Origin of the sequence: Rhodophyticola porphyridii, from assembly GCF_003688285.1 — a bacterium.
GTDB classification, from domain to species: domain Bacteria; phylum Pseudomonadota; class Alphaproteobacteria; order Rhodobacterales; family Rhodobacteraceae; genus Rhodophyticola; species Rhodophyticola porphyridii.
On record NZ_RCNT01000003.1, the window covers coordinates 45376 to 58973 of the forward strand.

The window sequence follows — 13598 nt, forward strand, 5'->3', positions numbered from 1 at the left end:
CGGGCAGCCCACCTACATAAGGTCGTCTTCCTCATCCGTGGCATTTACGCCCAGCATCTCCAAGCCGGCCTCCAGATGGTCCGACATATGCGGCGTGCCGATCAGGTAATCCGCCGTGGGCGTCGTGGCCTCCTCTCGCGCAGTGGCCAGCGCCTCGGCGAAATCCTCGGGCTCGAAACTGCCGCGTCCGATCCACATGATTGCCACCAGTTCGGCCTGCTCATCCTCGTTCAGGGTCTCGACCAGACCGCGCAATTCGCCCTCGGCCCGGTCGAGTTCATGTCCCATCAGGATTATCTGCGCCACTTTCCGTGTCGATATCGCCAGCATGGTCTCTTCCTCCTCGCGCGCTGTCAGAATGACGTTATCCGCCGTTGACCAGACGCGCGTCTTTGATCTTGCGCAAGGTTCATCCTAACCGAACAGGCGGAAATAGAGCCAGTTTGGCAGAAAAACGCTTCCCCGGAAAATCAGACTGAAGAGGCGCGGAAAGCTGCGCTGGAACTGGTCCGTGCCCATATGCTCGAACACTTCCGCGGCGGCCTGATCGGGGTCCATAATGAAGGGCATGTTGAAGTCGTTCTTTTCCGTAAGGCGGGTTTTGATGAAGCCCGGGTTGACGCATTGCACCTCGACCCCGGTCTTGCGCAGATCCATGTACATGGATTCCGCCAACGACATCAGCCCGGCCTTGGAGGCAGCATAGCCGATCGCCCCCGGCAGGCCCCGGAAACCGGACAACGAGCCCGTCAGGACGATGTGACCCCGGTCGCGTGCCACGAATTGCGGCACCACATGCGCAAGACAGCGCGCGGCACCGGTCAGGTTGACGTCGAACATCGCCTCCACCTGATCTGCATCCCAGTCCTGCGCGGCCTGCGGCCAGTAGACCCCGGCAAGGAAGACGAAACCGTCGATCTCCCCCACCTCCGCCGCCGCGGCGGCAACCGATGCCGTATCGGCAATGTCGACCGGCACATAGGACGCCCGGCCCGGCAGTTCGGCCACCAGATCCTGCAACCTGTCCTCGCTCCGCGCGCTCAGGATCAGATCGACACCGGCCCGGCTGAGGTGATGGGCCACGGCGCGGCCAAGACCTTCAGAGGCCCCGACCAACCAATATCGTTTTCCGGTCCAGTCGCGCATATGTCGTCAGCTCCTTGGTTCGTCTTCGGGCAGCGGGGTCGCAGCAAGTAGGCCAATCGCCACCAGTTTCAACACACATGGGACAAGCGCGTAAAGATAGGTGAGCAGCGACAAAGCCGCCGGGGTGTTGTCGGCGCCGGCGATGAACCCCGCCGCTTCGAGAGCCGGCAACAGGGTGACGGCGGCAAAGGCGAGGGTGAATTTCGACACGAAGGACCACAAACCGAACGCGGCTCCAGCTTCCGGTGCGACGGCGGCCATGCGGCGGGCGAAGATCGCGGGCAGAAGCGTCAGGTCCGCACCCAGCGTCGCGCCCGAGATCACGCAGATGACCGCGAACAGGATCGTGTCGCCTGGGCCAAGTGCCAACACGGTAGAAAACGAAAGGATGGCGGCGACCATTGCCATCAGCAGCGCCTTGCGCGCTCCGATCTTTTGCGCGACGCGGGACCAGACAGGCGCGGAACCGGCGGCGGCAAGAAAGAACAACAGCAGCAGCGGCCCTTCCCATCCCGGCGCGTCCAGCGCGCTTTCCACGAAGAACAGGAACAAGGTGGAGGAGACCGCGACGGGCGCGGCATTGACCAGCGCGATCAGCAGCAACCTGCGGGCAATCGGGTCGGCCAGGACACGGCGAAACCCGCCCATCGATGTGGGCGCGATGGGATGCCACTCACCCCGCATCATCACGATCGCGACAAGGCAGAGACCGGCGAAGGCTACGGCGAATGCCGCGAAGGGCACGCCGGTGAAGATCAGGACGGTCGGTGCGACCGAGGCAAGGCAGACACCCAATAAGGCGCCGCTTTCACGCCATGCCGCAAGCCGGAGATGGCCTTTCCGACCCAGCTTCGCGGCGGTCTGAACGCCCTGGGCATAGAAACAGATGGTGAGGAAGGAAAATGCGGAAAAAAGCCCGATCAGCGTTAGTCCGAACCACCAGAGCGGCGCGACCGGGGGCGCGATCGCGAAAAGGCCTATCATGGAAAGCCCCAGCAGCAGGGTTGCCGCCGTCACCGCCGATGCGCGGTGGTTGCGCGTCGTCTGCGCCAGCCAGCCAAGTGCAGGATCCTGTACTACGTCGAACAGACGCAGCCCGAAAAGAACGGCGGCGAGCGCGGTAAGCCCCACCCCGTATTCATCCACGAAGAATTTCGGCGCATGGATGTAGATAGGCAAACCTGCCGAGGCGAGCATCGCCGCGAAGACTGCATAGCCCGGCAGGCGGGCGGTTGACTGGCTCACCGCGAAACCTCGTCGGCAGGCGGGGTCGGGCGCGGCCTGTAGGTGCCCCCCTTCCACCACAGTCTGAAGGCCTGCCAGTGGATCAGGCCCAGCACCCGGCGCGACCCGAACGGGCGGCGAAGCGCGGCACGCAGGAGACCCGCCGAGGTAAGCGGCCTTCTCTTGCCGGTCAGCGTCGCGATAAGCCCCTCGTTCCCGTTGGAGTAGTCGATCCAGATCCCGATGCGGTCCTCTCGAATGTCGAACCGGAATGCATAGCCGCCGGAGATCGGCTGAAACGGGGAGACATGGAAAATCTTCGTCGCGGTCAGGGTATCGGCGCGGGTGATTTCCGCGTGGTCGGGACGGGCGCAAAGATAGGAATGGCGGTCCCCGAACGTGTTCGTGACCTCGGCGATGACGGCGTGCAGGACATGATCCGCATCATGAGCCAGCCAGAAGCTGACCGGGTTGAACACATGGCCCAGCATGCGGGGTTGCGCCAGAAGGTAGAGCGGCCCCTCCGTCACCCCGGCCAGACCGTGCGCGGCCAAAACCTCGCGTGCCCATGGCGCCCCGCGGCCTTTCTTCGGCGCGCCGCCGTGATCGGTATCCCACAGCGAGGCCAGACCACCGCGGTTACGCCCGAACAGGCGCGGCGTTGGCGTCTCCTCCTCGGGCCTGAGCATCACGTAGTCGATGCCGTATCTGAACGCATTCTCGACCGCACCGCGGCGACCGTGAAAGGTTTCGCCTGCAATATGATCGATGCGCGGGATCAAGCGGCCAGCGCCAACCTGTCGCGCTCTGCCATTGCCTCGATCACGTCGATGGCGCTGGCATAGCCGTCTTCGTGAAAGCCGTTTCTCATCCACGCCCCGCAGAACCACGTGTTCTTTTTGCCATTCATGGCCCGGATCCTACCCTGTGCGTCAAGGGCCGCAAGATCATAGACCGGGTGCCGGAACGTGGTCTGATCATAGATCAGGGCCTCGTCGATCGGCCCGCGGCTGTTCAGCGTGACGAAGAGCGGGTCGCTTTCGGGTATCGGCTGAAGGCAGTTCATCCAGTAGGTCAGGTCGATCGGCCCGCCGCCATGGCACGGTCGCTCGGTGTAGTTCCAGGACGACCAGGTTGCGCGGCGCTGCGGCATCGCGCGACGGTCCGCATGAAGTGTCGCCGTATTCGGCTGATACCGCACAGCGCCAAGCGTCGCGGTTTCCTCGGGGGACGGATCGGCCAGCATAGCCAACGTGTCATCGGAATGGGTGGCGAAGACCACCTCGTCGAATGTCTCCCACGCCCCTTTCCTGCAGATCTCTGCACCACCTGAAACCCGGCGCACGGCCTCGATCCGCGCGCCGAGGCGGATATCGACACCACGGCTCCGCATCGCGGTTTCCAGCCGTTTGACATATTCGATGGAACCGCCCTGAACCGTCCACCACTGATGCTGCCCCGACGCGCTCAGCAGGGCGTGGTTACGGAAGAACCGGATCAGCGCCTGCGCCGGAAACGCCATGATATCTTCCTTGGGTGTGGACCAGATCGCCCCCGAGATGGGCGTGAGGTAATAGTCACGGAACCAACGGCCCATCCGCATCTGCTCCATCAGCGCGCCCAGCGTCACGGTGCTGTCGGTCGCAACCTGTTCGGCGCGGGCGTTGAAGCGCAGGATATCGCGGATCATGCGGGCGAAACCGGGCCGCAGCAAGTTCGACTTCTGCGCGAAAAGCGCCGGCAGGTTCCGCAGCCCGTACTCGATCTGCCCGCCACCGATGGAGGCCGCAAAACTCATGTCGCTGCGCGCTACCGGCACGTCAAGTTCCTTGAACAGGGCGGTGAGATGCGGGTAATTCGCATAGTTGAACACGATGAATCCGGTATCGACCGGCTGATCCCCGGTCCTGCCCGCCAGAACCGTTCTCGCATGCCCCCCAAGGCGCGGTTCCGCCTCGAACAGGGTAACCGCATGGGTCGTGGAAAGATGGTAGGCGGCGGCCATTCCGGAGATTCCGGCGCCGATCACGGCTATGCGGCGCGGTGCGGCGTCGGTCGTTTCGAATGGCATGCAAACCCCTTTGTAAGATCCGTGACGTTTATCTGGGTTTACGGCCCATGTCCCGCCGCGGATGAAAGAAAAAAGATTGATCCACGCTAGGTTATCCCGCGTAGCCCTTGTATGCTTTTTATGAACGACCATGCTGACACAATTGACGCGCTGCCGCCCGAGGTACTCCTCGCGCCATCTGCGATGGTCCGGGGTGCGGCGCGTGGGAAAGACGTGACGATCGTACAGAATAGTGAAGAGCACTGGGTTGCACTGGTTCAGGCCATTGCCACCGCTCATGATCAGACGGCCTTCGCCGAGCTGTTCCGGCATTTTGCGCCCAAGGTCAAAGCGTTCCTGATCAAGTCCGGGGCGGATGCCGGCCTGGCCGAGGAATGCATGCAGGACGTGATGGCGACGCTGTGGCGCAAGGCCCATATGTATGACCCGTCGCGCGCAAGCGTGGCGACATGGATCTTTACCGTCGCCCGGAACCGCAAGATCGACCTGCTTCGGAAATATGCACGGCCGGAGCCCGAGGATCTGCCATGGGGCCCCGAACAGGCGCCGGATCAGGCCGATGTCCTTGCCCTTCAGCAGGAAAGCCACCGCCTCGCCGAGGCGATGAAGACACTTCCCGAAAAACAGCGGATTCTGATCGAACGCGCCTATTTCGGAGACCTGACCCATAGTGAAATCGCCGCAGAAACCGGCCTGCCCCTTGGCACGATCAAGTCGCGCATTAGATTGGCGCTGGATCGGCTGCGGCACAACATGACGTGAAAGATATGCAAGACGTGAACCATCATATTTCCGACGATCTCCTGATGGGGTATGCCGCCGGCGCCCTGCCGCAGGCTTTCGATCTGGTCATCGCCACCCATGTATCGCTGAGCGACGAATCGCGGGCCCGCCTGGAAAGCTTCGAGGCGCTTGGCGGCGCCGTTCTGAACCATGTCGGCACCGCCGATCTGGAGGAAGACAGCTTCGAGGCGACGATGGCGCGGATCTCCGCCGCGCCCGCGCCCGAACGCGCTCCCTCTCCCGAACCTGCCGAAACCGGCATTTTCCCGGCCCCGCTGCGCGATATGGTCGGTGGCGATCTCGACGCCGTGAAATGGCGCGCCGTGGGCATGGGCGTGAAGCAATGCGTTCTGCATTCCGGCAAGGATGCAAGCGTCCGGTTGCTCTACATCCCCGCCGGGCAGGCCATGCCGATGCACAGCCATCGCGGAACCGAGATGACCCTGGTGCTTCAGGGCGCCTATTCCGATGAAGAGGATCGGTTTGCGCGCGGCGATGTGGAAATCGCGGGCGAGGAAACCAATCACACCCCCACTGCCGACCCGGGCGAGGATTGCATCTGCCTTATCGCCACCGATGCTCCGTTGAAATTCAACGGGCTGCTGCCGCGTATCGCGCAGCCTTTCGTGGGTATCTGACGGTTTTTTCCGACAAGATTTTCGATTTGCGTGTCGCGCGCCGGTGACCCGGGCGCGCGTCCGTGTTTATGGTGCCTCCGAGGAGGTGCCATCCATGTCTGACGCTTTTCTTGCCTATGTCTCGCGTACGCTCGACGAAATCCGCGCGGACGGGCTCTACAAGATCGAACGCCCGATCACATCGCCCCAGGGCGGTCACGTGTCGGTCACGGAGGAGAGCGGAACGCGCGAATTCCTCAATCTCTGCGCCAACAACTATCTCGGTCTGGCCAATCATCCCGATCTGGTCGCGGCGGCCCGCTCGGCGATGGACAGTCATGGCTACGGCATGGCAAGCGTCCGGTTCATCTGCGGAACACATGATCTGCACCGGGAGCTGGAGACCGCGCTGGCGCGGTTTCTGGGTAAGGATGATTCGATCCTGTTCGCAGCCTGCTTCGACGCCAATGGCGGCCTGTTCGAGCCCTTGCTCGGGCCCGAGGACGCGGTGATCTCCGACGCGCTGAACCACGCCTCGATCATCGACGGGATCCGGCTCTGCAAGGCCAGACGCTATCGCTACGCCAATGCCGACATGGATGAGCTGGAGGCGCAGCTTAAGGCCGCGCGGGCCGAAGGGGCGCGAACGATCATGATCGCCACCGATGGCGTGTTCTCCATGGACGGATATCTGGCGCCCCTGGCCGAGATCACCGCCCTGGCCGAACGCTACGATGCCGTTGTGATGGTCGACGATTGCCACGCCACCGGTTTTATGGGAGCGCAGGGGCGCGGGACGCCGCATCATTTCGGTGTCGAAGATGGTATCCACATCCTGACCGGCACTCTGGGCAAAGCGCTTGGCGGCGCGATCGGTGGCTATATCGCCGGGCCGCAACCGGTGATCGACCTGCTGCGCCAGCGCGCGCGCCCCTATCTGTTTTCCAACGCGCTGCCACCCGCGGTCTGCGCAGCAGGACTCGCGGCGCTCAGTCTAGTCGAAGACGGCGACGGATTGCGGAAGGCGCTGTTCGACAATGCCGCCTTCTGGCGGGCCGGCCTGACCGATCTGGGGTTCGATCTGTTGCCCGGTGAGCATCCGATCATCCCGGTGATGCTGGGCGACGCGCGGCTGGCGCAGGAAATGGCGCAGGCGCTGTCCGAGCGCGGCGTCTATGTGGCGGGGTTTTTCTTTCCCGTTGTCCCGAAGGGCAAGGCCCGGATCAGGACGCAGATGAACGCGGCCCTGACGCGGATGGATCTTGAGGCCGGGCTGGCCGCATTCGAGACCGCAGGCCGAAAACTGGGGGCAATCTGATGGGGTCGCTGACTGATCAGGTCGTCGCAGGTTACGAAGCGGCTGCCGACGTGCTGATACCCCGCTACGATGGCCTGAACCCGACTGACATACTGCACCCTGTGCTGGATCTGATCCCCCAGCATCCGGTCGCTGCCCTCGATATCGGCGCCGGGCCCGGCACCACGGCTGTTTGGCTTGCGGAACAGGGCCATTCCGTGACCGCGACCGAGCCCTGCGCCGCGTTTCGGGCAGCTCTGTCGAAACGGGCACCTTGGCTTACAGCCTTACCCGACCGGCTGCCGCATCTCGCCGGAGTGCGGAGCCAGTTCGACTTGATCCTCGTGTCAGGCGTTTGGCATCATATCGTCCTTTCAGATCGCCCGGCGGCATGGCGCCGTTTATCGGCGCTTTTGCACCAGACCGGCCTTGCCCTGCTCTCCCTACGCCATGGCCCAGGACCAACCGAACGCCCTGCCGTCCCCTGCGACACGGAAACCGAGATCGCCTTAGCCGAAGCTGCCGGTTTAAGTGTAACGCGCCGGGTCGATACTGGATCGGTTCAAACCGGAAATGCCTCCGTAGGGGTCACCTGGACATGGCTTTCCCTTCAAAAGGCAGCTGCCCCATGACCAACGAAATGCGCGCGCTGGTGAAACCGGGTCCGGTCCGGGGCCTTGAAATGCACCGCGCGCCGGTGCCGGAAATCGGCGCGGATGATGTACTGATCCGGGTCAAAAAAACGGGTATTTGCGGGACCGATATCCATATCTGGCAATGGGATGACTGGGCGGCGCGGACGGTACCGACACCGCTCATCACCGGTCATGAGTTCGCTGGCGAAATTGTCGAGCTGGGGCGGCATGTCGAAGGCCTGTCGCTTGGTCAGCGCTGTTCCGGCGAAGGGCATCTGATCGGAAAGACCTCGCGGCAGTCCCGGGCGGGCAAGTTCCACCTGGACCCCGAAACCCGCGGTATCGGGGTGAATGAACAGGGCGCCTTTGCCGAGTATCTGGCACTACCCGCCTTCAATGTGGTGCCCCTGCCCGACACGATCGATGACGAGATCGGCGCAATCCTCGATCCGCTCGGCAATGCGGTGCACACGGCGCTGAGTTTCGATCTTTTAGGCGAAGATGTGCTGGTCACCGGTGCGGGGCCGATCGGGACCATGGCCGCAGCCGTGGCGCGCCATGCGGGCGCCCGCCACGTGGTGATCACGGATGTGAACCAGGCCCGGCTCGATCTGGCCGGTCAGGTGGCCGACGTCCGGCCCGTCAATGTAACGACCGAGGATCTGGCCTCGGTCTTCCCAGAACTGGGGATGAAGCAGGGGTTCGACGTGGGGCTGGAGATGTCCGGCAATCAGGCGGCGCTGGACCAGATGGTCGAGACGATGGTGATGGGCGGGCGCATCGCGCTTCTGGGCATTCCGCCGGGCAAATCGCCGGTCGACTGGAGCCGGATCGTTTTCAAGGCGATCACGATCAAGGGCGTCTACGGACGGGAGATCTTCGAAACCTGGTACAAGATGATCGCGATGCTGGAGAACGGGCTGGACGTGCGCCGGGTGATCACCCACCGGTTCAGCGCATCGGAGTATCGCGAGGGTTTCGCCGCGATGTTGTCCGGAACCAGCGGCAAGGTGGTTCTGGACTGGACCTGACGCGTGGAAAAGACGGCCCATGTCCGAGCCGTGCCCGGCCCGACCGATACCGGCCTGCCGCGACATATCCCGCATTATCGTCTTGTCTGAGGAAGTCATCGGGAGATCCGGCCTGTTGGCAGTGCGTTTGTAAGGCGCCGCGCAGATCCGGACCTCAATTTCGGGCGCATTGGTTGTGTCCATTGCGAACCAGTGCGCGGGCAATACCGGGAGCCGGGGCGCGTCGATAGCCTCGGGCAAGTTGGTCCCGCGACAGGGGTTCGGCAGCAATCTCACACCCGGTCCTTTCACTGAACGCACCCGCCACGGCCTGACCAAGCCGCCGGCAGAATGCAAGTCGCCTTGACTTCGTTGTAATTGCAACGATACTCTTCGCCATCGCCTGAAGAGCGCACCGGAGGAGACATCGATGAACACGCAGACCACGCCGCGCAAGATGGTGCAGGCCGCCACCCCGGTCGGCACGACGGAAGGCTATATGCCCGGGTTCGGGAACGATTTCGAGACCGAGGCGCTGCCCGGCGCCCTGCCGCAAGGGATGAACAGCCCGCAGAAATGCAATTACGGGCTCTATGGCGAGCAGCTGACCGGCACCGCCTTTACCGCGCCGCAACACCAGAATGAACGAACGTGGTGCTATCGCATCCGCCCCTCGGTCAGGCATTCCAGCCGCTATACCAAGATCGACCTTCCCTACTGGAAATCGGCCCCGCATGTGGACCCCGACGTGATCAGCCTCGGCCAGTACCGGTGGGATCCGGTGCCGCATACCGATACCCCGCTGACATGGCTGACCGGCATGCGCACGATGACCACGGCGGGCGATGTGAACACGCAGGTGGGCATGGCCAGCCATATCTATCTGGTCACCGCCTCGATGGAGGATGCGTATTTCTATTCCGCTGACAGTGAATTGCTGATCGTACCGCAGGAAGGCACGCTCCGCTTCTGCACCGAACTGGGGATCATCGACCTCGCGCCGCAGGAAATCGCCGTGATCCCGCGCGGGCTGCTCTATCGGGTGGAGGTGATCGACGGCCCGGCCCGCGGCTTCGTCTGCGAAAACTACGGCCAGAAGTTCGAGTTGCCGGGGCGCGGCCCGATCGGGGCCAACTGCATGGCCAACCGGCGCGATTTCAAGACACCCGTCGCGGCGTTCGAGGATCGTGAGGTGCCGTCCACGGTGACGGTCAAATGGTGCGGCCAGTTCCATGAATGCGAAATCGGCCACAGCCCGCTGGACGTTGTCGCCTGGCACGGGAACTACGCGCCGGTGAAATACGATCTGAAAACCTATTGCCCCGTGGGCGCGATCCTCTTCGACCACCCGGATCCGTCGATCTTCACGGTCCTGACCGCGCCCTCGGGCGTACCGGGCACCGCGAATATCGACTTCGTGCTGTTCCGCGAGCGTTGGATGGTGGCCGAGGATACGTTCCGCCCGCCGTGGTATCACAAGAACATCATGTCCGAGCTGATGGGCAACATCTACGGCCAGTACGATGCAAAACCCCAGGGCTTCGTGCCCGGCGGCATGAGCCTCCACAACATGATGCTACCCCACGGCCCGGACCGGACCGCGTTCGACGGCGCGTCCAATGCCGATCTGAAGGCGGAGAAGCTGGACAACACGATGTCCTTCATGTTCGAAACCCGCTTTCCCCAGCATCTGACCGGTTTTGCCGCCAACGAGGCCCCGTTGCAGGACGACTATATCGACTGCTGGACCTCGCTGGAGAAAAAATTCGACGGGACACCGGGCAAGAAGTAGTCCGACCAGGGTCTTGCCATCCGTGTCCCGTCCCGCACAGACTGCGCGGGATGCGGATGCGGCGGAACATGACCGACAGTCGGAGCAAATATGGCCCGTCAAGGGGGGAATTGTGGTTCCGGCTGGTGTTTTCACTGGCCGGGCTGGCCTTCATGGCATTGGCGGTCTTCTATCGGGGCATCACCGGTCTGGCCTGGTTCGAGATCATGATCTTCGGCGGGCTTTTCTTCGGCGCCACAACCGTCTGGTGCATTCTGAAACTGTTGCGGAGAGACCATCCATGAGCACGGGCATGATCATTCGTTTGGTGTTGATGGGGCTGGTGTTTCTGGTCTGGGCGGGGATGATGTTCTCCACCCTGTTCACCTTGCGGGCACGGGCGGAGGCGCGGACCGGCCGGGCCCTTTCGGGACCGCGCGTCTTTCTGAAGGAGCTGGGCGTCTGGCTGCGGTCGCCCGAGGACAAATCCAGCCGCCGCACCCTGCTTTTCCTGACCTTTGTCCTGCTCGTGATGGCGGCGCAGAACGCCTTTGCCACCGGGTCATGATCGCGCTCGACTACCGCCCGCCCGACACGCCGCTGACCATTCTCCACGAAGACCACGAACTGATCCTGGTCGACAAGCCCAGCGGGCTGCTCAGCGTTCCGGGCAAGGGCGACCATCTGTCCGACTGCTTGATGAGCCGGATCCAGGCCGCCTTTCCCGAGGCGCTTCTGGTGCATCGCCTCGATATGGACACATCTGGGGTGATGGTCTTTGCCCGCAGCCCCCATGCGCAGCGGCATCTGGGCCTGCAATTCGAAAAGCGGCATGTCAAAAAGGTTTACATCGCAAGGGTTTGGGGGCATGTGACCGAAAAGGAGGGGCATATCGACCTGCCCCTGATCGTGGATTGGCCGAACCGTCCCCTGCAACATGTGAACCATGATACCGGCAAGCCTGCACAGACCGACTGGCGCGTGGTGCGGCATGAGGAAAGCTCGACACGCGTAAGGCTTTACCCCAAAACGGGGCGCTCCCATCAGCTACGTGTTCACATGAAGGAAATCGGCCACCCGATCCTCGGCGATCCGTTTTACGCCAGCGGCCCGGCGCGGGATTTTCCAAGACTGATGCTGCATGCGGAAAGCCTGAAACTGCGCCATCCCGATGGCGGAAAGGGCATGAGCTTCCGCGCAACGGCGCCGTTTTGAAATCGCCGGATCGGATCGCCGGCCCGCGCCCGCCGTTGAGCAGGCGGGTCGCCGCGCCTCAGTCGTCGAACGGGCGATCGGCGCTCCAGTCATAGCAGCCGCTGTCCCGCTCCTCCACCGCCTGTTTCCAGCCCACCTGCTCGGCCCGTGCCTTGAAGGCGAGACCTTCGGGGGAGTGGCGCGTGATCCCGTCGAAAACCGTGGCAAGGCGCTGGCTCGCGATCAGCGCCGCCTCGAACCCCTGATTGAGAACCATCTTGTGCATGGCAAGCTGGTTGATCGGCACGCGCGACATCCGGTCGGCCAACGCCTCCACCTCCTCATCCAGATCGGCGGCGGGTACGGATTTCAGAACCAGCCCGATCCGCGCCGCCTCCACCCCGGTGATCCGGTCACCGGTGAACAGCATCCGCTTGGCCTTCTCCGGACCAAGCCGAAATCCCCACATCGCCGTGGTCGGACTGCCCCAGACGCGGGCGGGCATGTAGCCGATCTGCGCGTCATCGGCCATGATCGTCAGATCGGCACAAAGCGCGATGTCGGAGCCGCCTGCCACGGCATAGCCGTGGACCTTGCAGATCACCGGCTTCAACGCCCGGAACAGCGACATGAAATGCTGCGTGTTGGCCCACATGAACTGATAATCGCGGATCGGATCCCAAGGCATCTCCTGTGTGATCCTGTTGTTCGGGTCGGCGGCGTAATGGGCAAGATCATAGCCCGCGCAAAACGCCTTCCCCGCCCCTGACAGCAGAATGACATGCACCTCCGGATCGGCATCGGCGCGGGCCACGGCCGCGGCCAGTTCGCCCGGCATGTCACCGTCGATCGCATTCATGACCTCCGGCCGGTTCAGCGTGATCCGCGCAATGCGGCCGGCCCGTTCATAGAGCACTGTCGGCATCCGTATCCTCCCCCCTCACTGCGGGGGCAAGCGTGGCAGAGCCTGTGTGCCGAGGCAATCCTAGCTAGCCCAGCCGCCGCATTCGGCTATCACCCTCGGCCCCTTCCATGGCCCGCGCATGGGCGGCAAGCCAAAGATCGTCCAGCGCCCGCAGCTGGGCGGCATCGAACCGATCCGCGATCTCCCAGTACCGACCCGAAGGCGCCATATAGCCCAGCGCCCGTTCCCGTGCCTCCGCCTCCGCCATGCTCTCCGGCTCGGGCGTGAGCGGCGGCACCGTCGAAAGCGTATCGGGTGTGCAGCGCGGAAACAGCAGCCTGCTCTCGCCCCTCGACAGCGTCACGCAGGCGCAGCCGCGCGCCGCAGCCATCAGCGCAAGCCGCGCCGATTTCGCCTCCAGCGACTGCAGGGTGATGTCCTCGCGAAGCGGGTCTGCATCGCCGCGGCCATAGAAATGGGTCTTGCCGGTGGCGGGGTAGATCATGTTGCAGCCGACAAAGGCCATCACCTCGGGCCGCAGCCTGGCCAACGCCCAGTATCCTGCGGTGAACGCCATGGTGCCCCCGGCATAGACGAATCCGCCAAGGCTGTTCTGCACCGGCACATACTCCGCCGCGTCCACCATCCGCTGGCCCGGCACCATGTCGCTGGGTCGGCGTTCCGGCGGAAAATCCTCTGGGTAAATCGTGAAGTCCCAATCCGGGCGGATCGCCCAGGCGTTGTTGATCGCAACGATATGGGTGAACAGGCCCCGCTCCCAGCCGGCGGCCTCGGTGGCGTCGGGCCCGCTCCCAATGATCAGAACCCTGGTCGGTCTTGCGGTCATGGTCCCCGGCTCCTGCTGATCTCGCGCAGGTCGCGCGGACGTTCCCTGCTCGACATAGAAGCCTTTCCGGCCGAGGCCACGGGAAAATGCATGCTACCC

16 protein-coding genes are annotated in these 13598 nt (G+C 63.5%); 9 read left to right on the plus strand and 7 right to left on the minus strand.

Annotated features, from left to right (window positions below; translation table 11 throughout):
* Positions 1-12: 12 nt before the first annotated feature.
* The 5 genes from D9R08_RS07050 to D9R08_RS07070 all read right to left on the minus strand — a co-directional run bounded on the left by D9R08_RS07050 (position 13) and on the right by D9R08_RS07070 (position 4441).
* Positions 13-330, minus strand: coding sequence for a DUF3775 domain-containing protein (locus tag D9R08_RS07050; protein WP_121897343.1), 318 nt, complete (start codon positions 328-330; stop codon positions 13-15).
* An 84-nt stretch (positions 331-414) separates the two neighbouring features.
* Complete coding sequence (locus D9R08_RS07055; RefSeq protein WP_121897344.1) at positions 415-1146, minus strand: SDR family NAD(P)-dependent oxidoreductase; 732 nt, start codon at positions 1144-1146, stop codon at positions 415-417.
* A 6-nt stretch (positions 1147-1152) separates the two neighbouring features.
* Entirely contained in the window at positions 1153-2391 is a 1239-nt protein-coding gene (locus tag D9R08_RS07060; protein ID WP_121897345.1) for an MFS transporter, read from the minus strand.
* Complete coding sequence (locus D9R08_RS07065) at positions 2388-3152, minus strand: DUF1365 domain-containing protein (RefSeq protein ID WP_121897346.1); 765 nt, start codon at positions 3150-3152, stop codon at positions 2388-2390. Before D9R08_RS07065 ends, D9R08_RS07060 begins: the two co-directional genes overlap by 4 nt.
* Entirely contained in the window at positions 3149-4441 is a 1293-nt protein-coding gene (locus D9R08_RS07070; RefSeq protein WP_121897347.1) for an NAD(P)/FAD-dependent oxidoreductase, read from the minus strand. Before D9R08_RS07070 ends, D9R08_RS07065 begins: the two co-directional genes overlap by 4 nt.
* Positions 4442-4624: 183 nt before the next feature.
* Here D9R08_RS07070 and D9R08_RS07075 point away from each other — a divergent pair, with 183 nt between their 5' ends.
* The 9 genes from D9R08_RS07075 (at position 4625) to D9R08_RS07115 (ending at position 11769) form a co-directional block, all read left to right on the plus strand.
* Positions 4625-5203 carry a sigma-70 family RNA polymerase sigma factor gene (locus D9R08_RS07075; RefSeq protein WP_233557364.1) on the plus strand — a complete coding sequence of 193 codons (579 nt, stop codon included), beginning with the start codon at positions 4625-4627 and terminating at the stop codon, positions 5201-5203.
* A gap of 5 nt (positions 5204-5208) precedes the next feature.
* Positions 5209-5862: a ChrR family anti-sigma-E factor gene (locus D9R08_RS07080; RefSeq protein WP_121897663.1), complete on the plus strand. Its 654-nt coding sequence runs from the start codon at positions 5209-5211 to the stop codon at positions 5860-5862.
* Between the two features lie 94 nt (positions 5863-5956).
* Entirely contained in the window at positions 5957-7159 is a 1203-nt protein-coding gene (locus tag D9R08_RS07085; RefSeq protein ID WP_121897664.1) for a glycine C-acetyltransferase, read from the plus strand.
* Entirely contained in the window at positions 7159-7770 is a 612-nt protein-coding gene (locus D9R08_RS07090; RefSeq protein WP_121897348.1) for a class I SAM-dependent methyltransferase, read from the plus strand. Before D9R08_RS07085 ends, D9R08_RS07090 begins: the two co-directional genes overlap by 1 nt.
* Entirely contained in the window at positions 7767-8804 is a 1038-nt protein-coding gene (gene tdh / locus D9R08_RS07095; protein WP_121897349.1) for an L-threonine 3-dehydrogenase, read from the plus strand. Before D9R08_RS07090 ends, tdh begins: the two co-directional genes overlap by 4 nt.
* Positions 8805-9213: 409 nt before the next feature.
* Entirely contained in the window at positions 9214-10575 is a 1362-nt protein-coding gene (gene hmgA, locus D9R08_RS07100; RefSeq protein ID WP_121897350.1) for a homogentisate 1,2-dioxygenase, read from the plus strand.
* A gap of 68 nt (positions 10576-10643) precedes the next feature.
* Entirely contained in the window at positions 10644-10859 is a 216-nt protein-coding gene (locus D9R08_RS07105) for a hypothetical protein (protein WP_147450634.1), read from the plus strand.
* 8 nt (positions 10860-10867) lie between these two features.
* Positions 10868-11122 carry a hypothetical protein gene (locus D9R08_RS07110; RefSeq protein ID WP_147450635.1) on the plus strand — a complete coding sequence of 85 codons (255 nt, stop codon included), beginning with the start codon at positions 10868-10870 and terminating at the stop codon, positions 11120-11122.
* Positions 11119-11769, plus strand: a complete 651-nt coding sequence (locus D9R08_RS07115; RefSeq protein ID WP_121897353.1) for an RluA family pseudouridine synthase — start codon at positions 11119-11121, stop codon at positions 11767-11769. The genes D9R08_RS07110 and D9R08_RS07115 overlap by 4 nt, the downstream gene beginning before the upstream one ends.
* A 58-nt stretch (positions 11770-11827) precedes the next feature.
* On the opposite strand, the gene D9R08_RS07120 is transcribed toward D9R08_RS07115, so the two are convergent.
* Together D9R08_RS07120 and D9R08_RS07125 are read right to left on the minus strand one after the other, a co-directional pair.
* Complete coding sequence (locus D9R08_RS07120) at positions 11828-12673, minus strand: crotonase/enoyl-CoA hydratase family protein (protein WP_121897354.1); 846 nt, start codon at positions 12671-12673, stop codon at positions 11828-11830.
* A 64-nt stretch (positions 12674-12737) separates the two neighbouring features.
* A complete protein-coding gene (locus D9R08_RS07125) occupies positions 12738-13499 on the minus strand; it encodes a hypothetical protein (protein ID WP_121897355.1) in 762 nt (253 codons plus the stop codon).
* Positions 13500-13598: the final 99 nt, after the last annotated feature.

What these genes read in the sequence shown, in the direction of transcription:
- D9R08_RS07050 (WP_121897343.1), bottom strand. Translation starts at nt 330, where the DNA reads ATGCTGGCGATATCGACACGGAAAGTGGCGCAGATAATCCTGATGGGA.
- D9R08_RS07055 (WP_121897344.1), bottom strand. Translation starts at nt 1,146, where the DNA reads ATGCGCGACTGGACCGGAAAACGATATTGGTTGGTCGGGGCCTCTGAA.
- D9R08_RS07070 (WP_121897347.1), bottom strand. Translation starts at nt 4,441, where the DNA reads ATGCCATTCGAAACGACCGACGCCGCACCGCGCCGCATAGCCGTGATC.
- D9R08_RS07075 (WP_233557364.1), top strand. Translation starts at nt 4,625, where the DNA reads ATGGTCCGGGGTGCGGCGCGTGGGAAAGACGTGACGATCGTACAGAAT.
- D9R08_RS07080 (WP_121897663.1), top strand. Translation starts at nt 5,209, where the DNA reads ATGCAAGACGTGAACCATCATATTTCCGACGATCTCCTGATGGGGTAT.
- D9R08_RS07085 (WP_121897664.1), top strand. Translation starts at nt 5,957, where the DNA reads ATGTCTGACGCTTTTCTTGCCTATGTCTCGCGTACGCTCGACGAAATC.
- D9R08_RS07090 (WP_121897348.1), top strand. Translation starts at nt 7,159, where the DNA reads ATGGGGTCGCTGACTGATCAGGTCGTCGCAGGTTACGAAGCGGCTGCC.
- tdh (WP_121897349.1), top strand. Translation starts at nt 7,767, where the DNA reads ATGACCAACGAAATGCGCGCGCTGGTGAAACCGGGTCCGGTCCGGGGC.
- hmgA (WP_121897350.1), top strand. Translation starts at nt 9,214, where the DNA reads ATGAACACGCAGACCACGCCGCGCAAGATGGTGCAGGCCGCCACCCCG.
- D9R08_RS07105 (WP_147450634.1), top strand. Translation starts at nt 10,644, where the DNA reads ATGACCGACAGTCGGAGCAAATATGGCCCGTCAAGGGGGGAATTGTGG.
- D9R08_RS07110 (WP_147450635.1), top strand. Translation starts at nt 10,868, where the DNA reads ATGATCATTCGTTTGGTGTTGATGGGGCTGGTGTTTCTGGTCTGGGCG.
- D9R08_RS07115 (WP_121897353.1), top strand. Translation starts at nt 11,119, where the DNA reads ATGATCGCGCTCGACTACCGCCCGCCCGACACGCCGCTGACCATTCTC.
- D9R08_RS07120 (WP_121897354.1), bottom strand. Translation starts at nt 12,673, where the DNA reads ATGCCGACAGTGCTCTATGAACGGGCCGGCCGCATTGCGCGGATCACG.
- D9R08_RS07125 (WP_121897355.1), bottom strand. Translation starts at nt 13,499, where the DNA reads ATGACCGCAAGACCGACCAGGGTTCTGATCATTGGGAGCGGGCCCGAC.